Annotated in this window: 22 protein-coding genes; 14 read left to right on the forward strand and 8 right to left on the reverse strand. The window is 74.2% G+C overall.

Annotation, left to right across the window (positions count from 1 at the left end; all coding sequences use genetic code 11):
• Window positions 1-83: 83 nt before the first annotated feature.
• Window positions 84-1,004: a hypothetical protein gene (locus ABZK10_RS03195; RefSeq protein WP_353807742.1), complete on the forward strand. Its 921-nt coding sequence runs from the start codon at window positions 84-86 to the stop codon at window positions 1,002-1,004.
• On the opposite strand, the gene ABZK10_RS03200 is transcribed toward ABZK10_RS03195, so the two are convergent.
• Window positions 958-2,007: a DUF2332 domain-containing protein gene (locus ABZK10_RS03200; protein ID WP_353807743.1), complete on the reverse strand. Its 1,050-nt coding sequence runs from the start codon at window positions 2,005-2,007 to the stop codon at window positions 958-960. The two genes, ABZK10_RS03195 and ABZK10_RS03200, sit on opposite strands and share 47 nt — an antisense overlap.
• A gap of 244 nt (window positions 2,008-2,251) precedes the next feature.
• Here ABZK10_RS03200 and ABZK10_RS03205 point away from each other — a divergent pair, with 244 nt between their 5' ends.
• Together ABZK10_RS03205 and ABZK10_RS03210 are read left to right on the forward strand one after the other, a co-directional pair.
• The gene (locus ABZK10_RS03205; protein ID WP_353807744.1) at window positions 2,252-3,145 is read left to right on the forward strand and encodes a TspO/MBR family protein; all 894 of its coding nucleotides are present in this window, start codon (window positions 2,252-2,254) and stop codon (window positions 3,143-3,145) included.
• A gap of 100 nt (window positions 3,146-3,245) precedes the next feature.
• The gene (locus tag ABZK10_RS03210; RefSeq protein WP_353807745.1) at window positions 3,246-6,008 is read left to right on the forward strand and encodes a cation-translocating P-type ATPase; all 2,763 of its coding nucleotides are present in this window, start codon (window positions 3,246-3,248) and stop codon (window positions 6,006-6,008) included.
• Between the two features lie 57 nt (window positions 6,009-6,065).
• On the opposite strand, the gene ABZK10_RS03215 is transcribed toward ABZK10_RS03210, so the two are convergent.
• Window positions 6,066-6,320: a hypothetical protein gene (locus tag ABZK10_RS03215; protein WP_353807746.1), complete on the reverse strand. Its 255-nt coding sequence runs from the start codon at window positions 6,318-6,320 to the stop codon at window positions 6,066-6,068.
• 149 nt (window positions 6,321-6,469) lie between these two features.
• Between ABZK10_RS03215 and ABZK10_RS03220 the strand changes: the two genes are divergently transcribed.
• The 3 genes from ABZK10_RS03220 to ABZK10_RS03230 all read left to right on the forward strand — a co-directional run bounded on the left by ABZK10_RS03220 (window position 6,470) and on the right by ABZK10_RS03230 (window position 10,621).
• Window positions 6,470-8,146 carry a molybdopterin-dependent oxidoreductase gene (locus ABZK10_RS03220; RefSeq protein WP_353807747.1) on the forward strand — a complete coding sequence of 559 codons (1,677 nt, stop codon included), beginning with the start codon at window positions 6,470-6,472 and terminating at the stop codon, window positions 8,144-8,146.
• A gap of 77 nt (window positions 8,147-8,223) precedes the next feature.
• Window positions 8,224-9,186 carry a hypothetical protein gene (locus ABZK10_RS03225; protein WP_353807748.1) on the forward strand — a complete coding sequence of 321 codons (963 nt, stop codon included), beginning with the start codon at window positions 8,224-8,226 and terminating at the stop codon, window positions 9,184-9,186.
• A 250-nt stretch (window positions 9,187-9,436) separates the two neighbouring features.
• A complete protein-coding gene (locus ABZK10_RS03230; RefSeq protein ID WP_353807749.1) occupies window positions 9,437-10,621 on the forward strand; it encodes a phage tail sheath family protein in 1,185 nt (394 codons plus the stop codon).
• Between the two features lie 25 nt (window positions 10,622-10,646).
• Here ABZK10_RS03230 and ABZK10_RS03235 read toward each other — a convergent pair whose 3' ends face one another.
• The 3 genes from ABZK10_RS03235 to ABZK10_RS03245 all read right to left on the reverse strand — a co-directional run bounded on the left by ABZK10_RS03235 (window position 10,647) and on the right by ABZK10_RS03245 (window position 14,157).
• A complete protein-coding gene (locus ABZK10_RS03235) occupies window positions 10,647-11,288 on the reverse strand; it encodes a hypothetical protein (protein ID WP_353807750.1) in 642 nt (213 codons plus the stop codon).
• A 71-nt stretch (window positions 11,289-11,359) separates the two neighbouring features.
• Window positions 11,360-13,087: an amidase gene (locus ABZK10_RS03240; protein WP_353807751.1), complete on the reverse strand. Its 1,728-nt coding sequence runs from the start codon at window positions 13,085-13,087 to the stop codon at window positions 11,360-11,362.
• Window positions 13,084-14,157 (reverse strand): agmatine deiminase family protein, encoded by a 1,074-nt coding sequence (locus ABZK10_RS03245; protein WP_353807753.1) that lies wholly within the window; start codon window positions 14,155-14,157, stop codon window positions 13,084-13,086. Before ABZK10_RS03245 ends, ABZK10_RS03240 begins: the two co-directional genes overlap by 4 nt.
• 95 nt (window positions 14,158-14,252) lie before the next feature.
• On the opposite strand from ABZK10_RS03245, the gene ABZK10_RS03250 reads away from it, so the two are divergent.
• From ABZK10_RS03250 to ABZK10_RS03270, 5 genes are all read left to right on the forward strand, one after another.
• Window positions 14,253-14,906 carry a TetR/AcrR family transcriptional regulator gene (locus ABZK10_RS03250; protein WP_353807754.1) on the forward strand — a complete coding sequence of 218 codons (654 nt, stop codon included), beginning with the start codon at window positions 14,253-14,255 and terminating at the stop codon, window positions 14,904-14,906.
• 116 nt (window positions 14,907-15,022) lie between these two features.
• Entirely contained in the window at window positions 15,023-15,559 is a 537-nt protein-coding gene (locus tag ABZK10_RS03255) for a hypothetical protein (protein WP_353807755.1), read from the forward strand.
• Between the two features lie 146 nt (window positions 15,560-15,705).
• A complete protein-coding gene (locus ABZK10_RS03260) occupies window positions 15,706-16,233 on the forward strand; it encodes a hypothetical protein (protein ID WP_353807756.1) in 528 nt (175 codons plus the stop codon).
• A gap of 106 nt (window positions 16,234-16,339) precedes the next feature.
• On the forward strand, window positions 16,340-19,927 hold the full coding sequence (locus ABZK10_RS03265) for a TM0106 family RecB-like putative nuclease (protein WP_353807757.1): 3,588 nt from the start codon (window positions 16,340-16,342) through the stop codon (window positions 19,925-19,927).
• Between the two features lie 43 nt (window positions 19,928-19,970).
• Complete coding sequence (locus ABZK10_RS03270; protein ID WP_353809591.1) at window positions 19,971-20,213, forward strand: glutaredoxin family protein; 243 nt, start codon at window positions 19,971-19,973, stop codon at window positions 20,211-20,213.
• 42 nt (window positions 20,214-20,255) lie between these two features.
• Here the strand turns inward: ABZK10_RS03270 and ABZK10_RS03275 are convergent, their stop codons facing one another.
• A complete protein-coding gene (locus ABZK10_RS03275) occupies window positions 20,256-21,251 on the reverse strand; it encodes an LLM class F420-dependent oxidoreductase (protein ID WP_353807758.1) in 996 nt (331 codons plus the stop codon).
• Window positions 21,252-21,357: 106 nt separating this feature from the next.
• On the opposite strand from ABZK10_RS03275, the gene ABZK10_RS03280 reads away from it, so the two are divergent.
• The gene (locus ABZK10_RS03280) at window positions 21,358-21,750 is read left to right on the forward strand and encodes a hypothetical protein (protein WP_353807759.1); all 393 of its coding nucleotides are present in this window, start codon (window positions 21,358-21,360) and stop codon (window positions 21,748-21,750) included.
• A 43-nt stretch (window positions 21,751-21,793) separates the two neighbouring features.
• Here ABZK10_RS03280 and ABZK10_RS03285 read toward each other — a convergent pair whose 3' ends face one another.
• Complete coding sequence (locus ABZK10_RS03285; protein WP_353807760.1) at window positions 21,794-23,236, reverse strand: FAD-binding oxidoreductase; 1,443 nt, start codon at window positions 23,234-23,236, stop codon at window positions 21,794-21,796.
• A 233-nt stretch (window positions 23,237-23,469) separates the two neighbouring features.
• Here ABZK10_RS03285 and ABZK10_RS03290 point away from each other — a divergent pair, with 233 nt between their 5' ends.
• Together ABZK10_RS03290 and ABZK10_RS03295 are read left to right on the forward strand one after the other, a co-directional pair.
• A complete protein-coding gene (locus tag ABZK10_RS03290; RefSeq protein ID WP_353807761.1) occupies window positions 23,470-24,528 on the forward strand; it encodes an LLM class flavin-dependent oxidoreductase in 1,059 nt (352 codons plus the stop codon).
• 290 nt (window positions 24,529-24,818) lie between these two features.
• On the forward strand, window positions 24,819-25,289 hold the full coding sequence (locus ABZK10_RS03295) for a hypothetical protein (protein WP_353807762.1): 471 nt from the start codon (window positions 24,819-24,821) through the stop codon (window positions 25,287-25,289).
• 190 nt (window positions 25,290-25,479) lie between these two features.
• On the opposite strand, the gene ABZK10_RS03300 is transcribed toward ABZK10_RS03295, so the two are convergent.
• Window positions 25,480-25,893, reverse strand: coding sequence for a transferase (locus ABZK10_RS03300; protein WP_353807763.1), 414 nt, complete (start codon window positions 25,891-25,893; stop codon window positions 25,480-25,482).
• Window positions 25,894-25,924 lie beyond the last annotated feature (31 nt).

Raw genomic sequence — 25,924 nt, forward strand, 5'->3', positions numbered from 1 at the left:
CGTGCGGACCCGACCGTCCACAGGCGTCGGCCCGCCGCGGTCCGCCCACGTACCCTCGGTGCACAGCCATCGAGAGGACCCCCATGCCCGACCACAGCGACGACCCGACCACCCCGCCCGTGCCCCCGGTGACCGGCGACGACGCGGTCGGCGAGCCGGCCGCGCCCGAGGCCCCGGCGCAGGGTGCCGACACCGCCCCCGGCGTGCCCGCCGTCCCGGTTCCGGACGCCCCCGTCGCCGACGTCGCCGGCGAGCAGGCGGCGTGGAGCACCCCCACCGCCACCGCCACCGCCGTGCTCGAGCCGGCGGCCGACGCCGCCCCGACGGACGCTGCCGCGCCCGCGCCGGCCCCCGAACCCGACCGCCGCATCGGCGGCTTCTCGCTCGCGGCCGTGATCACGGCCGGCGTGGCGTTCGTGGTCGCGTTCCTCATCCCCGGACTCGGCGCCCTGCTCGGCATCCAGGCGATCGCGTTCGGCATCATCGCCCTCGTGGTCGCGGTGCGCCGGCGCCGGCGCACCGCATCGAAGGCGCTCGGCATCATCGGCATCGTCGTCGGCGGCGTGACGCTCGTCGTCGCACTGGTCATGACGATCGTCTACGCGCTGACGAACCCGCTCGTCCAGGCGGAGCTCGAGGAGGCGTTCGGGGAGCTCGACGAGACGTCGCAGGAGGCACCGGCACCCGTGGTGGAGGAGGAGCCGGTCGTCGTCGACGACGAGTCCGCCGACGGCGAGGCGGATGCCGCCGCGGGCGACGCCGACAAGACCGCGAAGTGGGAGCTCGACCCGGCCGAGGTCGAGTACTACGTCACGTTCGACTGGAACGCGCAGGCGGAGGCCGACGGCGCCCCGTGGCGGGCGACCGAGACCGACTGCGGGGAGGCACCGACCCTGCTGGCGTCGGGCGACTCCTACACCTGCCTCACGTCGTTCGACGACGGCGACCTCATCGAGGTCACCGTGCTGATGACCGACGAGGGCTGGACCTGGACCACCGACTGACCGTCGGCGCCGCCGCGCTCCGCGCAGCGGGCAGCCAGTCGAGCGACTGGCCGTGCGCACCGGCGAGCGCCACCAGCCGGCCACCGTCGGCGAGCGCGAAGCGCGACGACGCGGTGGTGCCGTCGGGCTGGACGCCCGGCGTGACGCCCTGACCCTCGAGGGAGAGCCAGCGCGTGCCGGCCCGTTCGGCGACCAGCGCGCGCACCTCGTCGGCGAACGCGGCGCGCTCGTCGCGCCCGAGGTAGACGATCGTGCCGGCGTGGAACACCACCAGCGCGGCATCCGTCGGCGCCTCGGCGGCGAGCGCACGCAGCCGTTGCCGCCCGTCGCCTGCGACGAGCAGCGGCGGCTCGCGGCGGGCGATCGCGATCGCGCGGCGGATGCGCTCGCGCCGTTCGTGCTGCTCGGGCCAGACGAGGGTCTCGAGCCACCGCATGTCGTCCGCGTCGTCGACCGACAGGGGCGCGAGGTCGATGCCCGCGCGCCACACGATCTCGGGGAGTCGCTCGGGCACGGGAACCGGTCCGCTCGTCGTGCACTCGAGCAGCACGTCCGAGTCGCCGAGCACCGGCCCGTCGTCGTAGCGGTACGCGTAGCGGTCGGGGTACAGGCAGAGCCCGGCCGACGCACCCACCTCCAGCAGCGCGACGGGCCCGTCGATGCGGGCGAGCGGCGGCAGCAGCACGGCGCAGCGACGCGGCTCGTTCGTCTGCGTCGCGCGCGTGCGCGTGGCATCCGCCACCTCGTGCCAGTGCCCGAGCAGCCACTCGCGCCACCGGGCGTAGGGGCCCTCCGGGGCGCCGAGCAGCCGCGAGCAGGCGAAGACCAGGTTCGGCTGGCGCTTCGGCCGCGGCAGCTCCCGGATGCGGTCGAGCACCTCGTCGTCGCCCGCGACCCCCAGCGCCCACGCCTCGTACGTCGCCGACTGCCCGTGCGCCTCGACCGCGGCGAATCGCGTGTACCAGTCGCGCGTCACGTCCCCGGTCTGCTGCGGCACCTGCATCCGCCGAGTCTACGGATGCCCCCTGCCGGCAGCGGCCGCATCGGCTGCATGCAGATCCGCCCGATCGCCGCGGAAGCATGCGGACGCGCCGCGTCCGCCCCGCCGGTGCATGCATTCGCGATGCCGACTGCATCCGAGCAGGGCCGCCCGGCCGAACCCCTTACAGCGGCGCCGACCCGCCGCGCAAGGCGTGGCCGCGACCCGCGGCGAGGCCTAGCTTGAGATCGACGTCAGGAGGCAGCACATGTCCGCAGCCAACGAGACCACGACGCGCCCAGGAGGCGCGGACCCTGACCCCGCCGGGCAGGCGGAGGCGACCGGCCCCGGGGCATCCGCCCGCGACGGCGCCCCGAACGACCTCGCCCGGCAGCTCACGGTCGCGATCAGTGCCGTGCTCGCCATCGTCGGTTCGTTCATCGGGTCGGGCGCCGCCGGGGGCACGCCGATCCAGGACGCGGCGGGTGGCGCGCTCGCGGCCGACGCGACCCCGATCGCCCCCGGGCAGGGCGCCTTCTCGATCTGGTCGGTGATCTACCTCGGCCTCATCGCCTACGCGGTCTGGCAGTTCCTGCCCGCGCAGCGCTCCGCCGAGCGACACCGCCGGGTCGGCTACCCGGTCGCCGCGTCGCTGCTGCTGAACGCCGCGTGGATCCTGTCGATCCAGTTCGACGTGCTGTGGCTCAGCATCCCCATCATCGCCGTGCTGCTCGGCGTGCTGGTCGTGGCGTTCCTCACCCTGCTGCGGTGGCGACCGGCGAACGCGCTCGACGCGCTCGTCACCGACGGCACGGTCGGCCTCTACCTCGGCTGGGTGGCGATCGCGACCGCCGCGAACGTGACCGCCGGCCTCGTCGCGGCCGGGTTCGGGGGCTGGGGCATCGGGGCGGATGCCTGGGCGGTCGTCGTGCTCGCGATCGCCGGGCTCGTCGGCGTCGCCGTCGCCGTGCGCGGCGGCGGACGCATCGCGCCGACGCTGTCGCTCTGCTGGGGATTGAACTGGGTCGCGATCGCGCGGCTCGACGGCGACCTGCTCTCGACGCCGGCCGCCGTCGCGGCCATCGTCGCGGTCGTCGTCGTCGTGATCACGACCATCCTCGCCCGGGCGCGCCTGATGCTGCGCGGCGAGCAGCCCTCCTGAGCGGCGCCGGCCCCGCCGACGCGGAACCGCCGGATCCGCATGTCCCCGCGCGGGGCATCGTCACTAGGCTGGCGACGTACGACGCGGGGAGGCGCACCGGATGAGCGACACGGCTGCAACGAGCACGACGACGACGCCGGACGAGTCGCCCGGCACCACCTGGTGGAGCATGTCGCTCGACGAGGTGACCACGCAGCTCGGCGTCGACCCGGCCGACGGCCTGCCGGAGTCCGAGGTGAACGGCCGGCTGGCCGAGTACGGCGAGAATGCGCTCGCGGCCGCGCCGCAGCCGAGCTGGGTGCGCATCGCGCTGCAGCAGCTGTTCGAGCTGATGACCTTCATGCTCGTGATCGTCGCGATCGTGTCGCTGCTGATCGGCCAGGTCTCGACGGCGATCATCGTCGGCATCCTCGTGCTCTACAACGTCTGGCGCGGCACGAGCCAGGAGCTCAAGGCCCGGCGCAGCGTCGATGCGCTGGCGAAGCTGCAGGTGCCGCAGGCCCGCGTGGTGCGCGGCGGGGTGCTGCGCCTCGTCGACGCGACGGCGATCGTGCCGGGCGACGTGGTCGAGCTCGAGGCGGGCGACCTGGTGCCGGCCGACGGGCGCATCCTGCGCGCCGCGAACCTCGAGACCCAGGAGGCGGCGCTCACGGGCGAGTCGCTGCCGATCCCGAAGGGCCCGACCGCGACCGGCGCGGACGCCGCCCTCGCCGACCGCACCTCGATGGTCTACCAGAACACGTCGATCACGCGCGGCACCACCCGCATCGTCGTGGTCGAGACCGGCATGCGCACCGAGGTCGGCCGCATCGCGGCGCTGCTGACCAGCGTCGAGTCGGGCAAGTCCCCGCTCGGGCGCGAGCTCGACAGCCTGACGAAGGTGCTCGGCGTGATCGCCTGGTCGGCGGTCGCCATCATCATCGCGATCGGCCTGCTGCGCGGCCAGGAGCTCGACGAGCTGCTCTTCCTCGGCACCGCGGTCGCCATCTCGGCGATCCCGACCGGCCTGCCGGCGTTCGTGCAGAGCCTGCTCGGCTGGGGCGCGAACCGCCTCGCCGCGCAGAAGGCCATCGTGACGAGCCTCAACGACGTCGAGACGCTCGGCGCGACGAGCGCGATCTGCTCCGACAAGACCGGCACCCTCACGCTGAACGAGATGACGGTGCGCACCGTCTGGTTCGGCGGCGTGCACCTGTCGGTGACGGGCGGCGGGTACTCGTTCGAGGGCCGGGTGCTGACCCCCGCGGGCGAGGAGGTCGAGGTGCACCCGGGCAAGCTCGCGCAGGCGCTCGTGCTGCCGAACGATGCATCCGTCTCGGCCGACGGCGACGTGATCGGCGACCCGACCGAGGCCGCGCTGGTCGTGCTGGGTGCCAAGATCGGCGTCGACGCCGACGAGTCCCGCCGCACCTACCCGCGCGTCACGGAGGTGCCCTTCGACTCCGACTACAAGTACATGGCGACCTTCCACCGCATGCAGGTCGACGGCGAGCGCCGGCTGGTCGAGTTCGTCAAGGGCGCGCCCGACATCGTGCTCGGTCGGTGCACGGGCATGGTCGACCCCTCGGGCCAGGTGGTGCCGGCCGATGCGGATGCCGCGACGGCGGCGCTCGAGGAGATGTCGGCGTCGGGCCTGCGCACCCTGGCACTCGCGATGCGCGTGCTCGACGACGCGGACGAGGCGCCGCTGCTGCGCGACCCGCAGCAGATGGTGCACGACCTGGTGCTCGTCGGCATCGTCGGCATCGTCGACCCGCTGCGTTCCGAGGCGAAGGACGCCGTCGAGCTCGCGCAGCGCGCGGGCATCGAGGTGCGCATGATCACGGGCGACCACGCGGTGACCGCCGGCGCGATCGGCGCGGAGCTCGGCCTCGGCCCGGGCGCCATCTCGGGCGCCGACCTGCGCAAGCTCAACGACGCGCAGCTGAACTCCCGGCTCGGCCACCTGCACGTGTTCGGTCGCGTCACCCCGCAGGACAAGCTGCGGCTCGTCGGCATGCTGCAGCAGCAGGGCGAGGTCGTCGCGATGACGGGCGACGCCGTCAACGACGCGGCGGCGATCAAGCAGGCCGACATCGGCGTGGCCATGGGCTCGGGCTCCGAGGTCACGAAGCAGGCCGCGAAGCTCGTGCTCACCGACGACAACTTCTCGACCCTGGTGCACGCGGTCGAGCTGGGGCGCGTCGTCTACGACAAGATCGTCTCCTACCTGCGCTTCCAGATGTCGCAGCTGTTCTCGATGATCTTCCTGTTCCTCGCTGCGAGCGCGTTCGCGATCAACGAGGGCGTGGCCATGTTCCCGGGCATGGTGCTGTTCCTGAACTTCTTCATCACGCTGTTCGCGGTGCTCGCGATCGCCGCCGATCCCACGCCGCCGGGCATCATGGACCGTCCGCCGCGCGACCCGAGGAAGGGCGTCGCGAACCCGGCGTCGATCTTCGAGTGGCTGCTCTACGGGTTCGCGATCTTCGTCGTCTCGCTGGTGCCGCTGGTCTGGGGGCCCGACGACCCGAGCCCGACCGCACCCAGTGCGTCGATGACCATGGTGTACATCGTGGTCGGGCTGGCCACGGTGCTGAGCGCGCTGCTCATGCGCCGGGCCCCGGAATCGGGCCTGCTGCCGCCGATCGCGTCGGCCGCGAAGATCCTGGTCTGGCCGGTGCTGCTGCTCGTCGCGACCACCGAGTTCGGGTTCCTGCAGGAGATGCTCGGCACCGTCTCGCTCACCGGGTGGGAGTGGCTCGAGTGCGTCGCCCTGCTCGTGCCGGTGGTCGCCGTCGTCGAGGCGCACAAGTGGTGGATGCGCCACCGCCTGCGGGCCGCGCTCGCGCCGAAGCCGGTGCGCGAGCCGGTGGCCGACTGAGCGGATGCCCCGGGCCGCGTCGCCGGCCACCCCGCACGCCCTCCGTGCGCGGCGCGGTCAGCCCCTGATGGCGCCCAGGTACTCGTCGGTGTCGACCCACTCGGCGCCGCAGCCCTTGCAGTGGCGCGTCGGCGCGTAGTCGGTCGGGAACCAGCCGCCGTGCACGACGTCGCCGCCGGCGATCGCCTCGTCGAGCACCGCGTCGGTGAGGCCGTAGACGACCTGCACCGTGCTGCCCGAGCCGCAGTCGGGGCACGCGTCGCTGCCGGTGGCCGGCAGGTCGATCGACTCGGTGACGGGGTGCTCGCTCATGTGCCGCACGCTACGCCCGCCCGCCGACATCGACGGGTGCGACGCGCGGCACTGCCGCATCGCGTGCGGGCGCGCCCGCAATTGTGACGAACCGCTGACGTTTCACCCACGCGCGCCCGGGCGACCTCGGCAGGACCTAGCGTGGGAGCATGGCCGACTCGCCGCGACGCCCCCTGCCCGGATGGCTGCTGCCGGGCACCGCCGGCGCGGCCGCCGCGATCTTCGGCGCGGGCCTCGGCGAGCTCACCGCGGCGCTCATCGCCCAGACGGGCAGCCCGTTCACCGTGATCGGCTCGGGCCTGGTCGACCTCGCGCCGCCGTGGGCGAAGGACGCCGCCATCGCGCTGTTCGGCACGGCCGACAAGGTCGCGCTCCTCGTCGGCATCGCGATCGTGCTGCTCGCCGTCGCCGTCTGGGCGGGCGTGCTCGAGCGCCGGCGCCCGCCGTGGGGGCGCGTCGTGTTCGTCGCGCTCGGCGTCGTCGGCTTCCTCGCCGCGACGTCGCGCGCGAACGCCACCCCGCTCGACTGGGTGCCCTCGGCGGTCGCTGCCGTCGCCGCGGCATCCGCCCTCGGCACCCTGCTCAAGCGCCTTCCGGTGACGGCGCGGGCGGATGCCTCCGGCGCACCCGCGCACGCCCTCGCCACGACCCCCGCCCACGAGCCCGCTCGGGCGACCGGCGCCGCCTCCACGCCGGCGCCCGAGCCGATGCCCGCACCTCGGCCGACGCCCGGTGCCGCAGCCGCACCCGGCGCCGCCATCGACCGCCGCCGCTTCCTGGGCTGGGCCGGAGGCGCCGCCGCGATCGGCGCGCTCGCCGCGCTCGGCGCGTTCGCCATGCAGGCCGGCGCCCGTGCGGTGAACGCCGTGCGCGAGACGCTCTCGTTGCCGACGCCCGCGACGCCGGCACCGCCGATCCCGTCCGGCGCCGAGCTCGGCATCGACGGCCTCGCCCCGGTGATCACGCCGAACGAGACGTTCTACCGCATCGACACCGCGCTGCGCGTGCCCGAGATCGACCCGGCCGACTGGAGCATCCGCGTGCACGGCATGGTCGACCGCGAGGTGACGCTCACGTGGGACGAGCTGCTCGCCCTGCCGCTCGTCGAGCACGCGGTCACCCTCGCGTGCGTGTCGAACGAGGTGGGCGGTTCGCTCATCGGCAACGCGATGTGGCTGGGCTCGCCGATCCGCGACCTGCTCGCGCAGGCGGGTCCGTCGCCCGACGCCGACATGGTGCTGTCGCGCTCGATCGACGGCTGGACCGCCGGCACCCCGCTCGAGGTGCTGACCGACGACCGGCAGGCGCTGCTCGCGGTCGGCATGAACGGCGAGCCGCTGCCCGCCGAGCACGGCTTCCCGGTGCGCATGGTCGTGCCCGGCCTCTACGGCTACGTGTCGGCGACGAAGTGGGTGACCGAGCTCGAGGTGACCCGGTTCGACCGGGCGGAGGGGTACTGGACGCCGCGCGGGTGGTCGGAGCGCGGGCCGGTGAAGCTGCACTCCCGCATCGACGTGCCGCGCTACGGCGCGACCGTCGCACCGGGCACCGCCGTCGCGGCGGGCGTCGCCTGGCACCAGCACGTCGGCGTCGCCGGCGTCGAGGTGCAGGTCGACGACGGCCCGTGGCAGGAGGCCGAGCTCGCGACCGCGATCTCCGACGACACCTGGGTGCAGTGGCGCCACGAGTGGCAGGCCGAGCCCGGCAGCCACGTGCTGCGGGTGCGTGCGCGCAGCGCGTCCGGCGAGGTGCAGACCGACGAGCGCACGACCGTCGCCCCCGACGGCGCGACCGGGCACCACCAGGTCACCGTCGAGGTGAGCTGACCCGTCGGCCCGCCCGGGCGCGTGCGCCTGCGGAATCGGCCGGCCGGCCGCATCCGCCGCCCGCTACAGTTCCACGCATGGCGGTGCACGGGTCGGGCAGCCGGATGCCCTGGGGCGAGGTTCCCGCCAGCCTGCGCGCGGCCGTCGAGGACGTGCTCGGGTCGCGCGTCGTCTCGGCCGACAGCCAGTCCGCCGGGTTCTCCCCCGGCTCCGCCGACCGCGTCGTGACCGCGGACGGGAGGCGCGCGTTCGTGAAGACCGCGTCGGCCGCGATCAACGCCCGGGCGGTCGAGCTGCACCGCCAGGAGGCGGCGATCGCCGCGGCGCTTCCGGCGCACCTGCCGACACCGGGCGTACTCGGCGTCATCGACCGCGGCGACTGGATCGCCGTCGTCTTCGAGGACGTCGCGGGGCGGCATCCGCACACCCCCTGGCAGCGCGACGAGGTGATCGCCGTGCTCGACGCGCTCGACGCGCTGACCTCGCGGCCGGCCCCGCCGGAGCTCGCCACGACCCTGCCGCGGGTGCCCGACGCGATCGGCCACGACCTACGGGGCTTCGAGCGCCTCGCCGCGGACCCCGGGCGCCTGCCGGCGCTCGCGCCCGACGACGACGCGTGGGTGCGCACCCGCCTCGACCGGCTCGCCGCGATGGCGATCGAGCTCCTCGGGGAGATCGGTGGCGACCGGCTCGCCCACCTCGACGCGCGGGCCGACAACCTGCTCGTCACCCCGGCCGGCGAGGTCGTGCTGGTCGACTGGCCGTGGGCTGCGGTCGGCGCCGCCTGGTTCGACGCGTTCCTGCTGCTCGTCAACGTGCGCCTGTACGACCCGGCCGCGGACGTGGAGGCGCTGCTCGCGGAGCATCCGGTCTTCGCGGGCCTCGACCCCGACACCGCCACGCGCACGATCGCGGGCTTCACAGGGTTCTGCCTCGACGCGGCCGGGCAGCCCGAGGTGCCGGCGATCCCGACCCTCCGCCGCTTCCAGCTCGACCAGGGCCTCGCGGGCCTCGCCTGGCTCCGCGAGCGGATGCCCTGACGCATCCGCCCGCCCCGCCACCCCCAGCCCGCCACCCGCCGCCACGTGCCGAGACCCGTCGAAAAACTGCGGTCCCAGCGCGCAGAGCGCAGCTTCTTGACGGGTCTCACCCAGCCCCACCGCGAGAGCCGTCGAAAAACTGCGGTCCCAGCGCGCAGAGCGCAGCTTTTCGACGGGTCTCGCCACGGCCCGGCGCGGCGACCCTCGTAGACTCGGGGGAACGCACCGCACCGCGAGGGGAGGGCGCCGCGTGACCGACCGGAGGCTGTCGCCCGGGGTCTTCGTGCGCGAGGTCCCGCAGCCGGGGCCGCCCCCGATCACGCCGGTCGAGACCTCCGTCACCGGATTCGTCGGCGGCGCGACGCGCGGCCCGCGCGACTCGCCCGTGCCGATCCGCAGCTGGGGCGAGTTCGAGCGCGCCTTCGGACCGCTCACGTCGCGCAGCCACCTCGGCTACTCCGTGCGCGACTTCTTCCGCAACGGCGGGCGCCGGGCGATCGTGGTGCGCGTCGGCGACGACGACGGCTCGGTCGCCGACGACGACCTGCTCGGGGCGACGGATGCCACGGGCATCCGCGCCCTCGCCGTGTCGGAGCACGTCGGCCTCGTGGTCGTGCCGCCGAACGGCTCCCCGGGTGTCGCCCGGCGGGGCGACCCGCTCGCCGCGCTCGAGCTCAGCGCACCCGTCGTCGCGGCCGTCGTCGACTTCGCCTCCCGGCGCCGTGCGATGGCGGTGCTCGACGCGCCCGCCGGCCTCGATCCCCGTTCGGTCGGCGCCGCCGACCTCGCGCACCTTCCCGACAGCCCGGACGCGGCCGTCTACGCGCCGCGCGTGACGGGCGCCGATCCGCTGCGGGCCGCCGACACCCTGCGCGCGCCGTCGGGTGCGATCGCGGGCCTGTTCGCACGCACCGATGCGACCCACGGGGTGTGGAAGGCGCCGGCGGGAACGGATGCCACCCTGGCGGGCATCGGCGGCCTCGCGACGTCGATGCGCGACGACGACATCGGCCGTCTCACCGACCTGCGGGTGAACGCGCTGCGGCAGGCGACCGACGGATCGGTGCTCGTCTGGGGGGCGCGCACGCACTCGTCCGACCGCGAGTGGCGCTACGTGCCGGTGCGCCGCACGGTGAACTTCCTCGAGGAGAGCATCGAGCGCGGGCTCGCCTGGACGGTGTTCGAGCAGAACGACGCGAACCTGCAGGCGCGCGTGCGCGCCATGGTCGCGGACTTCCTCGACGGGCTGTTCCGGGCGGGCGCGTTCCGGGGCACCGCCCCGGACGACGCCTGCTTCGTGCGCGCAGACTCGACCACGACCACGCCGGCCGACGTCGCCGCGGGGCGGCTGCACGTGGTGATCGGCGTCGCACTGGTCGCGCCGGCCGAGTTCACCGTGATCACCGTCACGGCCCGTACCGCCGTCGCGCCCTGAGCGGGCTCCGGCCCCGAGGCACGCGTCAGTCGGCGTGCTGCGCACCGTCGGCAGCCTCGCGCGACTGCTTCACCTCGAACGCCACCTCGCGCATGAGCAGCCGCATGCGCCGCTCGCGCCCCTGCTCGTAGTCGGGGTCCTGCTCGTACCGGTGCCAGGTCTCGGCCGTGCGCCGCGCGATCTCCCCACCGATCTCGGCCCACGCATCGTCGCGCGCGAGCTTCACGAGCACCTGCACCGACTGGTCGGAGTCGCGGATGACCCGCAGCCTGGCCGCGACCGCCTGGTTGACCTCCTCGCGGTGCTCGAGGTTGCGCAGGTCGCGCGAGCGGTAGTCGTGCTCGTGCGCGGCCTTGCCGGGCAGGCTGAAGGCCTTGCGCTTGACCGCGTGGACCCGTTCGGCCGAGCCTTCGAGCTCCTCGACGAGGTCATCCAGGATCTCGCGTGCGACCGTCTCGTAGCGCTCGCCGTCGAACGCGTCCTCGCCGCGGAGCGCACCGACGATGATGCGGTTCTTCAGGGTGAGCCGCGCGCTGTAGCGGGCGACCATCACGCCGTCGTCGATGACGTGCTCGAGCAGCGGCTGGTCGGGGTTGATCTCCGGCGCCCGGTACGGCTCCATCTTGAACCGCTTGGGTCGGCGGCGGAACAGGTCTGCCCAGCCCATCACCGACCCCCTTCCCGACATGCGACGCGCTCCACGCAAGCGTAGCGCCGGGTGCCGGGCGGATGCCCCGGTCAGCGTCCCACGAGCGGCGGCGTGCGCGGCGGCGACGTGCGGCGCGCGCCGGTCGCCTCGAACGCCGCGGCGAGCGCCAGCAGCGCCGTGTCGTCGTAGGCGCGGCCGGCGAACGTGAGGCCCACGGGCATCCCGATGTCGGCCATGGTCCCCATCGGAACGGTGACCGTCGGGATGCCGAGGTGCCGGGGCACGAGATTGCCGTTGGCGACCCAGGTGCCGTTGCGCCAGGCCAGGTCGGCGGAGCCTTCCGACACGTCGGCGTCCGCCGGGCCCACGTCGGCCACCGCCGGGAACACGACCGCGTCGAGGCCGAGCCCGTCCATCCACGCCTCGAGGTCGACGCGCCGGGTCTCCTCGAGGCCGCGCAGCCCGTCTTCGAGATGCGGGATGTCGGCGAGGGCGCGTCCGGGGTGCGCGGCCACGTGCGCGGGGTACTCGGCGATGTCGTCGTCGAACCCGGTGTAGCGGTCGGGCAGCGCGCCCTCGGGTTGCGGGAAGATCTGCGCGCCGTCGACGTCGGCGAGGCCGGGCAGCGCCGGGTCGCCGTTGGCGGCGAGGAAGTCGTCCCACGCCCAGGCCGACAGGTCGACGATCTCGTGGTGCAGGAACTCCGGGCTCACGAGCCCGCGCGTGCACACGGTGGGCGCGCCCGGCCGGTCGCCCTCGTAGTTCGTGACGGCGGGGAAGTCGACCTCGACGACCTCGGCGCCGGCGGCCTCGAGGTCGCGGCGCGCGGCCTGCCAGAGCTCGATCACCGACGCGCGGGTCTCGATGCGACGGCCGGTCGGGCCGCCGATGCCCGGCCGGTCGGCGGTGCCGGCCTCGGAGTCGGCGTTCACGTACATGCGCGGCACGCCGAAGCGCCGCCCCGCGAGCGCGGCGCGCGCCCCCGAGGCATCCGCCCCACCCGGCGCCAGCGCCGCGTACGACGCCGGCCGCACCTCGGAGGCGGGCGGCAGCTCCACCCACGGCTGCGCGCGCCAGAAGTCGCCGCGCGTCTCGGGGTCGTCGGCGACGATGACGTCGAGCACCGCGAGCAGGTCGGCCATGGTGCGGGTCTGGGGCACGACGACGTCCATGGTGGGCACGAGCGGCCAGTTGCCGCGCACCGAGATGACGCCGCGCGAGGGCGTGTAGGCGCAGAGCGCGTTGTTCGACGCGGGCGCGCGGCCCGACGACCAGGTCTCCTCGCCGAGTCCGAACGCGGCGAATGACGCGGCGGTCGCGGTGCCCGACCCGTTCGACGAGCCCGACGCGAACGCCGCGGTGAGGTAGTCGGCGTTGTACGGGCTCTCGGCGCGGCCGTAGACCCCGCGCTGCATGCCGCCGTTGGCCATGGGCGGCATGTTCGTCAGGCCCAGGCAGATCGCCCCGCCCGCGCGCAGCCGCGAGATCGCGAACGCGTCGTCGCCCGCCACGAGATCGGCGAACGCGGGGCTGCCCGCCGCGACGGTGAGCCCGCGCACCGCGTACGAGTCCTTGGCGGTGTACGGAATGCCGTCGAGCGGCCCGAGCACCTCGCCGCGCGCGCGGCGGGCGTCCGATGCACGCGCCTCGTCGAGCGCCTCGGGGTTCGGCACGACCACGGCGTTCAGGCGGATGCCGCCGCGATCGAAGTACGCGATGCGCGCGAGGTACGCCAGCACGAGCTGCTCGCTCGTCGCGCGGCCGTCCTCCAGCGCGGCCCGCAGGTCGGCGATGGACGCCTCGTGCACCTCGATCATCGGGCGCCTCCCTCGGTACCCGCAGCGGCTCCGCCGGCACCGCCGGCACCCACGGCCGGCTGCTGCTGCGTGATGCAGTGGATGCCCCCGCCGCGGGCCAGGATCTCCCGCGCGTCGACGGTGACGACCTCCCGCCCGGGGTACGCGTCGGCCAGGATCTCGGCTGCCGCCGCATCCGCCCGCTCCTCGCCGTAGCCGCAGGCGATGACGCCGCCGTTGACGACGAGGTGGTTCACGTAGCTGTAGTCGACGAAGCCGTGCTCGTCGCGCAGCGTCGCGGGTGCGGGCAGGTCGATGATGTCGAATCGGCGCCCCGCGGCATCCGTCTGGGTCTCGAGGAAGGCCCGCAGCTCGCGGGTGACCTCGAAGTCGGGGTGCTCGGGGTCGTTCTGGGCGTGCAGCAGCAGGCGGCCGGGCGAGGGGATCGTCGCGACCATGTCGACGTGGCCGCGGGTACCGAAGTCGTCGTAGTCGCGGGTGAGGCCGCGGGGCAGCCAGATCACCTTGGTCGCGCCGATGGTGCGCGCGAGCTCAGCCTCGACACGGGCCTTGTCGGCGTAGGGGTTGCGACCCGGGTCGAGCTGCACGGTCTCGGTGACGAGCACGGTGCCCTCGCCGTCGACGTGGATCGCACCGCCCTCGTTCACGAGCATCGACGAGACCACGGGCACGTCGACCTGCCCGGCGACGAACCGCGCGATCTCGCGGTCGTGCTCCCAGCGCGCCCAGGCGGGGGCGCCCCAGCCGTTGAAGACCCAGTCGACCGCGCCCAGCGCGCCGTCGTCGCCGAGCACGAACGTGGGGCCCATGTCGCGCATCCAGTAGTCGTCGAGCGGGGCCTCGACCTGCGCGATGTGGTCGCCCAGCATGCTGCGGGCGTGAGCGGATGCCACGGGGTCGACGACCATCGTGACCGGCTCGAACTCCGCGACGGCGTGGGCCACCGCGGTCCACGCCTCGCGGGCGCGGTCACCGTCGGCCTCGGACTCGCCGAGGGTGAGGTTGGGGCGCGGGAACGCCATCCAGGTGCGCTCGTGCGGATCGGTCTCGGCGGGCATGCGCCAGGTCATCGGGCCTCCTCGGGGCGTCGCTGTTGTTGATCATATGGTCAATACCGGCGCGGCGCACCCCTTCATCGACAACTGTCTGCCTAGACTCGTCTGCGATGACACCACCGCTTCGCCGCCGCGCCGGCCGGAAGTCGCCCGAGGCGCGGGCCGAGCAGATCCAGGCCGCGGCCCGGTCGCTCGCGCTCGACCAGGGCCTCTCGGCGCTGACCCTCCGCGGCATCGCCGCGCGCATCGACGTGACGCCCGCTCTGGTCTCGCACTACCAGCCGAACATGGACGCGCTCGTCGCCACGACGTTCGCCTCGATCGTCTCCGAGGAGATCGAGGAGGTCGCCGCGATGCTCGCCGAGCTGCCGACGCCGACCGCACGGCTGTCGGCCGCGATCGACACGCTGCTCGACGCCGAACGCGACGACGTCACCGTCGTGTGGGTCGAGGCCTGGTCGATGGGCCGTCGCAGCGACGCGCTCGCGAGCGCCATCCGCGGCGAGATGGACGCCTGGCATGACGTGCTGCGCGAGCTCGTCGAGGCCGGCGTCGCCGCGGGCGAGTTCGAGACCGACACCCCCGACGCCGTCGCGTGGCAGCTGCTGGGCATGATCGACGGCCTCAACGCGCAGGCGCTCGTGCGCTGGGGCGACCCCGGCGAGCGCGGCTCGATGATCGGCCGCGCGGTCGAGGGGATGCTCGGGCTGGCGCGTGGGGCGCTCGGCGCGGGGGCCGGCGCCGACGTGGCATCCGCCACCTGACCCCCCGGACCCGACACCCGTCGCGGGGCCGGGGTTTCGCGTAGCATTGCAGACGCACCGGGGCGCGGGCCCCGGTGTTTCGCATCGGGCGGGGCGCCCGGAGATGGGGGCACGCCATGAAGGACGCCGACGACACCGCACGCGACCACGCCGCACGCACCGATGAGGCAGCGACCGGCATGACCCGCCGTGCGCTCGCCAGGACCGCCGCCTGGTCGGTGCCCGTCGTGGCGCTCGCAACCGCGGTGCCGGCGTACGCCGCCAGCGACGGCGGTGGCGCGCCGACCCGCCCCGTGATCGTGACGGCTGACTGCGGCACGGGCGCGAACGGCTCGTTCCGCATCGACGCCGGCGTGCTCGCGGTCGGCGCGCAGATCCGGATCACGCTGAGCCACACGGGCAGCGGCTCCTTCTCGGCGACGCCGCAGTTCACGCACGCGGGAACGGGCAACGGGCCGTACATCGTCACGGGCACGGGCGCCGACTTCGACGGGGTCATCGACATCTCGTTCAGCCTCGGCAACCACGGCACCGGCACCGTCTCGATCTTCGTCGAGGGACTCGACGGCCTGGTGCTCGCCGGCGACACCACGTCGGCCCTCACGATGCGCCGCGAGGGCCTCAGCCACGTCTACCGGTGCACCCGGGTCTGACCTCGGCTCCGTAGCGAGCGGACCCGATCGGCCGGAACACTGGTGCTCGGCGGGCGTGCTCCCCTACTCTGGGCGGAGCGCCGCGGCACGGATGCCCGATGCGCAGGTTCGACGGGCACACGACGCCTCAGACGGAGGAGCCACGCATGCACGACGCAGCAGACGCACCACGCAGCACCGACGAGACGACGGGCCTCACCCGCCGCGCACTGACGCGGTCGGCCGCATGGTCGGTCCCCGCGATCGCCGTCGCGGCAACCGCGCCCGCGGTCGCTGCGTCGGCCGAGCTCCCGACCGTCGAGTTCCAGTTGTCGGTGTTCTGCAACACGGGCTTCCACCTCGACTATCGATTCAGCTCACAGCAGCCGATACCGGTCGGCGCCCAGCTCGCGTTCTCGGTGACCTCCGATGTCCCGGGAAGCCTCTTCGGCAGCCTGACCGGAATCCCCCATGACCCGACGCAGACACCCTACGTCTTGACCGGTGCCGGTGCGCCGAGGAGCCACAGCGGCGACGTCTACTCGCCGTTGCCCGACGACACCGAGGCGCAGATCACCTTCACCCTCACCGCCATCAGCGGACTTCAACTCGGCGGCAGCACGTCGGTCGTGGCGCGCATGCGCAGGGACGCATCCGGCTCGTACGAGTGTCTGGCTCCGGGCAACTCCACCTGACGCGGCGTCACAGCCGCCTCGAGCGCCGCGCCGGCGCTGCCGGTGTCGCCCGTCGCCGCTACCGTGAGGGTGTCGGGCCACCCGAGCCCGGCAGGCGAGGAGCGGCATGTTCGTACGAGACGGCCGGGTCGTCACGAGCGCCAGCGATCTCAAGAAGGCGTCGGAGTGCGAGTTCGCGTTCCTGCGCGCGCTCGACGCGAAGCTCGGCCGCTGCGCACCCGTGCCCGACCCCGAGGACGCGATGCTCGAGCGCTCGGCGCGCCTCGGCGATGCGCATGAAGACCGCCGGCTGGCCGAGTACGTCGCCGAGTTCGGCGACGGCGTCGCCCAGATCGCCCGCCCCGACACGCGCGACGCCGACCAGGTGCAGGCGGCTGTGGATGCCACCAACGACGCGTTCGCGCGCGGTGCCGACGTGGTGTTCCAGGCCACCTTCGCGACCGACGACTTCATCGGGTTCGCCGACTTCATCGTGCGCGACGCCGACGGCCGCTACCTCGTGCAGGACACCAAGCTCGCCCGCCGCGCCAAGGTCACCGCGCTGCTGCAGCTCGCCGCCTACGCCGAGCAGCTCGACCGGCTAGGCGTGCCGCGCGCCGACACCGCCGAGCTGCTGCTCGGCGACGGCACGGTCTCGAGCCACCGCATCGACGACCTCATGCCCGCGTACCGCCTCCGCCTCGCGCGCCTGCGCCAGGTGATCGACGAACGCCTCGCCGACACCGAACCGGTCGCCTGGGGCGACGAGCGCTACGCCCTCGACGGACGCTGCCCCACCTGCGACCTCGAGGTTCAGGCGCACCGCGACGTGCTGCTCGTCGCGGGCATGCGCGTCGGCCAGCGCGCGCGGCTGGCGGCAGCGGGCATCCGCACCATCGACGACCTGGCCGCCTCGCACGGCGAGGTCGAGGGCATCGGCCCGTCGGTGCTCGACGGGCTGCGCGAGCAGGCGCGGCTGCAGCTCGAGGCCGAGGCGGATGCCGGTGCAGGTGGCGCCGAGGCGGCGGGCTCCGAGGGCGGCGTCGACTCCGGGGCATCCGTGCCCGACCCCGACGCACCGCCCGCGCCGCCGCCGTTCCACGTGCGCGACGCGTCGGCGCTCGCGGCCATTCCCGAGCCCGACCCGGGCGACCTCTTCTTCGACTTCGAGGGCGACCCGCTCTACTCCGAGGGCGAGGGGTCGTGGTGGGGCATCGACTACCTGTTCGGCATGGTCGACACGGGCGAGCAGTTCACGCCGATCTGGGCGCACACCTTCGCCGAGGAGCGCCGGGCGCTCGAGGCGTTCCTCGCGTTCGTCGCCGAGCGCCGTCGTCGCCACCCCGGGCTGCACATCTACCACTACGCGAGCTACGAGCGCACGCACCTGCTCGCCATGGCGGCGCGCCACGGCGTCGGCGAGGCCGCGGTCGACCAGCTGCTGCGCGAGGGCGTGTTCGTCGACCTCTACCCCATCGTCAAGCGGGGCGTGCGCGTCGGCAGCCGGTCGTATTCGATCAAGAAGCTCGAGCCGCTGTACATGGGCGACGAGCTGCGCGAGGCCGAGGTGAAGTCGGGCGGCGACTCGATCCTCGAGTACGTGCGGGCGCGCGAGCTGCTCGCCACGGGCGACGCCGAGGCGGCGCAGGTCGTGCTGGACGACCTCGCCGACTACAACCGCTACGACTGCGTCTCGACGTTGCGCCTGCGCGACTGGCTGCTCGAGCGCGCCCGCGACGAGGGTGTCGCGCCCGCACCGCTGCCCGACGCGACCGACGCCACGGTCGAGTCGTCGCCGCTCGCGGCCGAACTGCTCGACCGCGCCGGCGACCCGCTCGCACGCGACCGCGACCCCGAGCGCACCGCGCTCGCACTCGCCGCCGCGGCGATCGACTACCACGAGCGCGAGCAGAAGAGCTTCTGGTGGGCGCACTTCTTCCGCCTCGAGCAGCCGATCGACGAGTGGGAGGACACGCGCGACGTGCTCGTCGTCGAGCCCGCCGCGTCGGCGGTGCTGCGCGACTGGTTCATGGAGGACGACTCGCGCCAGCGCAAGCCGCGTCGCCACGTGCTGCTGCGCGGGCGCATCGCCCCCGGCAGCCGGTTCTCCACCGGCGCGAAGCCCTTCGCGCTCTACGAGCCGCCCGCTCCGTTCGGCCTGCCCGGGGCACGCCCGACGACGCGCGTACCGCTCACCGTCAACGTGCTCGAGGTGCGCGACGACGGCGTGGTGATCGAGGAGATCCTGCGCGACGACGCCGAGCCGTGGCGCCTGCTCCCGAGCGCCCTCGCCCCGAGCCCGCCGCCGAACGCGGGCGCGCAGAAGGGCGCGATCGCCGAATGGGCGCGCGACCTCGTGCGCACCCTGCCCGACTGGCCGCGCAATCCGGCGGCCGACATCCTCCGGCGCGTGCCGCCGCGCACGCGCAGCGGCGGCCTGCCGACGGGCGCCGACCCGGTCGCATCCGTCACCGACGCCCTGCTCGACCTCGACGAGTCGTACCTGGCCGTGCAGGGCCCGCCCGGCACCGGCAAGACCTACGTCGGCTCGCACGTCATCGCCCGCCTCGTCGCCGAGCACCGCTGGCGCATCGGCGTCGTCGCGCAGTCGCACGCGGTCGTCGAGCACCTGCTCGACCGCGTCGTCGACGCCGGGCTCGACGCCGACCTGGTCGCCAAGGCGCCGAAGGACCCGGCTGCCCCGGAGCCGGCGTTCACCGCCATCGCCAAGAACGGGGTCGGCGAGTACACCCGCGCCCACGCGGCATCCGGCTACGTCGTCGGCGGCACCGCCTGGGACTTCGCCAACCTGGGCCGCTTCGACCGCCGCAGCCTCGACCTGCTCGTCATCGACGAGGCCGGGCAGTTCTCGCTCGCGTCGACCATCGCGGTCGGCGTCGCGGCCCGCAACCTCCTGCTGCTCGGCGACCCGCAGCAGCTGCCGCAGGTGAGCCAGGGCATCCACCCCGAGCCGGTCGACGGCTCCGCACTCGGCTGGGTCGCCGACGGGCACGACGTGCTGCCCGCCGAGTTCGGCACGTTCCTCGCCGAGAGCCGGCGCATGCACCCCGACGTCGCCGCATCCGTCTCCCGCCTGTCGTACGAGGGGGCGCTGCACTCGCACCCGGTCGCTGCGCTGCGCACCCTCGGCGGGGTCGAGCCCGGCCTGCACCCCGTGCCGATCGCGCACGCCGGCAACGCCACCGAGTCGCCGCAGGAGGCGGCCGAAGTCGTCGCGATCGTCGCATCGCTGCTCGGGCGGGCGTACACCGACGCGCACGACGGCACCGCCCCCGCCGCCGCGGCGCCCCGGCCGCTCGAGCAGGCCGACCTGATCGTCGTGACGCCCTACAACGCGCAGCTCGCCCTCGTGCGCGAGCGACTCGACGACGCCGGCTTCACCGATGTGCCCGTCGGCACGGTCGACAAGTTCCAGGGCCAGGAGGCGGTCGTCGCGATCGTCTCGCTCGCCGCGTCGAGCGCCGCGGAGGTGCCGCGCGGCATCGACTTCCTGCTCTTGAAGAACCGCCTGAACGTCGCCGTCTCGCGCGCGAAGGTCGCCGCCTACCTGCTGTACTCGCCCGGGCTGCTCGACTACCTGCCGTTCACGCCCGACGGGCTGACCCAGCTCAGCGGGTTCATCCGATTGGTCGGCCGCGAGCCCGCACCGAGCGAAGCTGGGAATACCTCACAACTCGTCGGCGTAGTCTCCTGATGTGACTTCCCCTGCACCACAGCTTCAGCCTGCCCGCGTGACCATGTACGGCGCCGAATGGTGCGGCGACTGCCGCCGCTCCAAGGCGCTGCTCGACCGCCTCGACGTCGACTACGACTACGTCGACCTCGAGGAGCAGTACGACGGCGCCGAGCGCGCGAAGGCGATCAGCGGCCGCACCAGCATCCCCGTCATCGTCTTCCCCGACGGCACGCACGTCGTCGAGCCGACCGACGCCGACCTCACCGCGAAGCTCGAGTCGCTCGACGAGGCGTCCGCGGCGTAGCATCCGCCCGGCCCCGGCACCCCCGGGTCAGGCGAGTGCAGGTCAGGCGAGCGCGGGGATGACCTCGCGCTCGAACAGCTCCAGCCCCGACCGGTCGTGGGCCGCCTCCGGGAAGTAGTGGATCGAGTACCCGAGGCCGCGCTCGCGCATGTCGTGCAGGCGCTCGACCCACTGCTCGACCGTGCCCACTCCGAACGCGTGCTCGCCGCGGTAGGCGGCCATGTACCGCTCGACCGCGTCCGCGGGCATCGCCGACGCCGCACGCGCCTCGATCGCCGCCAGCCGCTCGGCGACCTCCGCCTCGGTCTCGCCGATGACGGTGTTGTAGTTCGTGCTGCGCACGATGGCGTCGAAGTCGGTGCCGACCGCCTCGGCGTGCGCGCGCAACACCTCGCTGCGGCGGCCGAAGTCGTCGGGGTCGCCGTTGCCGAAGTTCGTGTACTGCGCGTACCGCGCCGCGATGCGGAGCGTCACCTTCTCGCCGCCGCCCGCGATCCAGAGCGGGATGCCGCCGGGCTGCAGGGGCTGCGGATGCACCAGGGCGCCCGACACCCGGTAGTACTCGCCGTCGAGGCTGGCCTCGCCCGTCGTCCACGCCTGGCGCATGAGCTCGACGCCCTCGCGCAGCATCCCGAGCCGTTCGCGCACCGGCGGGAACCCGTAGCCGTACGCCTCCCACTCGTGCTCGTACCACCCGGCACCGATGCCCATCTCGGTGCGGCCGCCCGACACGATGTCGACCGTGGCGGCGACCTTCGCGAGGTACACCGGGTTGCGGTAGCCCATGCAGGTGCACATCTGGCCGAGGCGCACCCGGTCGGTGACCGCGGCGAAGGCCGACATGAGCGTCCACGCCTCGTGCGTCGCCTCGGCGCTCGGCACGGGCACGGTGTGGAAGTGGTCGTAGACCCAGATCGACTCCCACGCGCCGCCGTCGGCGTACCGTGCGAGGCCCTGCATCACCTCCCACTGCCGAGCCGGCTCGATGCCGACCAGATCGTGCCGCCAGCCCTGAGGAACGAACATCCCGAATCGCATGGGGTCGAGCCTACGCACGTCGCCGCGCACGCCGGTGCCACCCGGAGGCCAAGGTCGGGGGCCGCCCTGATGCATCCCACCCCGCCCGGGCCTTACCGTCCGGTACATGGTGGTCTTCCGCAAGCGCTGCACGTACGACGCGGCCGACTTCGCCGCGTACGCCGTCTACACCGGCGAGCGCCGACTCGTGCACGTGACCGGATCGGGCGTGTGCCCGACCGATGGCTGGGAGTTCGCGTTCGTGGCCGACGAGACCGAGTCCGCCGGTGCGCTCGAGATCACCCTGCGCGAGCAGCGCGCGTCCGGCCACCGCGTGCGCGTGCTCACCCGCGTCTCGGTCGACGACTGGTTCGAGAGCCCCCGCGCCACCGCCGTGATCATCCGCTCCTCCGGCGGCGACCTCCGCGTCCCCATCGAGGAGCCGCATCCCGATCGCCTGCGCCCGGCCGAGCTCGACAGCGAGCCGGTGTTCCACCTGCTCTCCGAGCCGACGGGCTGACCGCACCCCCCACGAGGGCTCGGGCCGAGCGGATGCCTCCGGCTCAGCCGATCTCGTGCCCCGCGCGCATCACGCCGCCGGCGTCGACGCGGTCGCGCACCGCCGCGAGGCGTCCGGCCGCATCGCCCCAGAACTGCTCGGGCGCGCGGTTCGTCTCGGCGAAGTTGAGGTAGTCGAGTTCACCGCGCCACGGCGCGAGGCGTGCGAACAGCGCATCGAGCGCCGCGCGCACGGGCGCCGGCCCGTCGGGGAACGGCAGGCCGTTGGCGAAGCACACGAACTCGGCATCGAACCCCGCGACGACCCCGGTGGGTCCATCGGCCACGGCGGCCGCCGCCTCGGGGCGCATGGCGCCGCCCACGTGCCGCAGCTCGATGATCATGAGCCGCGTGCGGTCGCGATCGCCGAGCGCGTCGAGCGCCTCGGCGAGCGCCGCGTCGGGCAGTTCGGTCAGCAGGATGCCGTCGGAGGTCCCCGGCGTCGGCCCGGGCGGGTCCATGTGCAGGTGCAGCAGCTCGGGCACGGGTGTCGTCGCGAACGTGTCGATCTCCGGGGCGAGGGCGCGCAGGCCGTCGAGCAGCGGCGCCGCGGCCTCGGCGGGCTCCTGCACGACGCCGTCGACGACGACCACCGATCGACCCGACAGGAACGGCGGCAGCTCGGGCATCTCGGGGAAGTGCATCAGGCGGCACGCGGTCGACGCCGACGTCGGCGCCTCGGCCGTCAGGTCGCGCCATGCCGCGAACACCTCGGAGGCGCGGTCCGCCGGCCAGAGCAGCATGCCCGCGAACACGTCGGTCACCGGGAAGAGCCGGCACTCGAGCGCGGTGACGACGCCGAGTCCGCCGCCGCCGCTGCCGCGCAGCGCCCAGAACAGCTCCGGATCGGACTCCGCGTCCACGCGGCGGAACTCGCCGTCGGGCGTGACCAGCTCGACCGCGAGCACGTGGTTCGCCGCGAGCCCGTGCGAACGCGCGAACCAGCTCACGCCGCCGCCGAGGGAGTACCCGACCACGCCCACGTCGTGGGACGACCCGGCGAGCCCCGCGAGTCCGTGCTCGGCCGCTGCGGCCACGACCTTCCCCCAGGTCGCGCCGCCGCCGACCCGGGCGACGCGGGCGACCGGGTCGACCTGCACGTCGTCGAGCGACGACGTGCGCACCACGATCGTGTCGCCGAGGTCGTCGCGCTCGGCGAGCGGACCCGCGTTGTGCCCCGTCGACTGCGGGGCCACGCGCAGCCCGAGCTCGCGGGCCGTGTCGACGACGGACACGACGTCGGCGACGACGGACGGGCGCACGACGGCTGCCGGATGCAGGTCGGCGGCGAGGTTCCAGGCCTGGCGCGCCGCATCCCAGTCGGGATCGCCGGGCACCGCGAGGGTGCCGGTCAGACGGGTCCCGAGGTCGACGAGGCGCTCGGCGCGGTGGTCGCGCTGCGCGCCGCGCGCCGCGGTCGCCGGCGATCCGGGCACGGGGGTGTTCACAGGGGTGGTCCTTTCGACGCGGGACGCGTGGGATCGGTGGCGGAAGCGATCCCCCGGGGCATCCGATGTCAGGTGCAGCGGACTGCGCTGCTCACGCATCGCTCATCACACACCCGCGGGCGGTCGGCGGCATCAGGGAAGGCACCGAGCGCGGGCGCACCCGGCGCCGTGCGCGGGCGCCGGGCGCGCGGACGGCTGGAATACGCCCCGCCCGGACCGCGTTGGGCCGTGCGATGGATGCACCGCTGAACCTCTCCGTACTCGACCTCGTGCCGGTGCGATCCGGCCAGACCAGTGCGCAGGCCGTGACCGCGTCGATGGGCCTGGCGACCCTCGCCGACCGGCTCGGCTACACCCGCTACTGGTTCGCCGAGCACCACAACATGCCCGCGGTCGCCTCGACCACCCCTCCGGTGCTCATCGCCGCGGCGGCCGCGCGCACCGCGCGCATCCGCGTCGGATCGGGCGGGGTCATGCTCCCGAACCACGCGCCGCTCGTCGTCGCCGAGCAGTTCGCGGCGCTCGAGGCGCTCGCCCCCGGGCGCATCGACCTGGGCCTCGGGCGTGCGCCGGGCAGCGACGGGGTCATCACGCAGCTGCTGCGGATGTCGGGTACGACGAGCGATGTCGACCGCTTCCCCGACCACGTGGCCGACATCGCCGCGCTGCTGCAGCCCGACGGCGCGTCGCTGCGACTGTCGAGCGGACGCGAGTACGCGGTGCACGCGACGCCGGAGGCATCCGGAACCCCCGTGATCTGGCTGCTCGGCTCGAGCGACTACTCGGCGCGCCTCGCTGCCGAGCACGGGCTCCCCTACGTCTTCGCGTACCACTTCGCCGGCGACGGCATCGAGGCGGCGCTCGAGCTGTACCGGTCGGGGTACCGGCCCAGCGCGGCGCACCCGGAGCCGCGCACCTTCCTGACGCTGAACGCCGCGGTGGCCTCGACCGACGAGGAGGCCATGGCGCGGGCGCTCCCGCAGCTGCGCGGCATGGCGCGCATCCGCACGGGGCGGCCGCTGCAGGCGCTCGAGACGGTGGAGCAGGCGGCGGCCGCGGCGAGCGACGCGATGACCGACGAGGTCGTCGCGGGCATGCGCCGGCGCTGGGTGATCGGCGCGGCCGCGAACGCGGCGGCCGAGGTGCGACGGCTGGCGGCGAGGTACGGCGTCGACGAGGTGATGGTCTCCCCGGTGGCGGGTGCCTACGACGACGAGCCGGCGGATGCCGCGCCGGGCCGCGAACGCACCCTGGAGCTGCTCGCGGGCGAGCTGCTCGGCGCTCCCGCGTGAGCGGGGCGAGCCGCCCCGCGCCCGCCGGCGCGTCGCCGGGTCGCACCGTCGCGTGGGGCCGGTCGCCGAGCCGAACGCGGCCGGCGGGCCGGTCGCTGTTCAGGAACGCCCGGCGGGCCGGCGGCGAGATGCTGCGGACAGCGGCCGCTGACGCAGCATCCGTGCGCAGAACCGTCGATGTGCTGCACACCCCGCCATCCGCACCCCCGAGGTTCCTGAGAAGCGACCGCCCCGGCGGGGGCGGGGACAGTACGATCGAACGCAAGGCGAGCGAGGCGAGGGGATCGCACATGCGGGGAGCACGAGCGGGCCGCCACCGGGCCGGCAGGCCGACCGCGGCCGCCGCAGCCGCCGCCGTGCTGGTCGCGGTGCTCACCGCGTGCGACCCGCACTCCGTCGCCGTGCGCACCTACGACGGCCCGGCCGAGGACGCGGTCGCGACGCCCGCGGCGTCCGACGCGCCTGCCGGGCAGTTCGAGCCCGGCGTCGCCTGGGTCGACGACGGCGCGCGGCTCGCGCTGACCATCCCCGGCAGCTCGTCGTGCCCGTACGTGCCGACCGGCATCGACGTGCCCGATCCGTCGATCATCGAGATCGAGGTCGAGCGCTCGGGCGGGGACGCGTGCACGGCCGACCTGACGCTGCGCACGCACGAGATCCCGACGCCGCAGGGCGTGGCCAAGGGCGGCCCCGTGCGCGTCGAGGTGCTGGGTATCGGCGACTTCGAGCTGCCGCCGATCGGGCCGAGCACGACCGGCTGAGCGCGGCCGGCTGAGCGCCACCGGCTGAGCGCCGAGCACGACCGGCCCAGCACGACCGGCCCAGCACGACCGGCCCAGCACGACCGGCCCAGCACCGAGCCGGGCCGCCGTTCGAGGCGCCCGGCCCGCCGACGCGACGGGGCCCGGCGACCCTCAGGTCGCCGGGCCCGTCAGGCTCGCGTCGCGCCGCTCAGGCGGCCAGCCCGTGCGCGCGCGCCCACGCGGCGGTGTCGACGGACGTGCCGTCGGGCACCACCACGTCGCGGTCGATGCGCGCACCGTTGGCGATCTTGACGTCGGCGCCCACCTTCGCGTGCGCTCCCACGTCGACGCCGTGGCCGACGACGGTGCGGCGGCCGATGTGCACGTTCGCGCCGATGTTGACGCGCTCGCCCACGACGGCGTCGTGGTCGATCCAGCTGCCCGGACCGATCGAGGCGTTCCGCAGCACCTTCGCGCCCGGGTCGACGTATGCCGTGGGGTGCACGTACGCCGTCGCATCCACCTTCGCGCCGGCAGCGACGAGGCCGCGGCCGTTCGCGTGCTTGCGGTACCGCAGGGTGACGCCGTGGTCGTCTTCGAACTCGACATAGGTCTTGCCCATGGTGCCCTCCCTTCACTACGCGGATCTCGGG

It is taken from the genome of Agromyces sp. SYSU T00194 (assembly GCF_040496035.1).
GTDB lineage: Bacteria > Actinomycetota > Actinomycetes > Actinomycetales > Microbacteriaceae > Agromyces > Agromyces chitinivorans.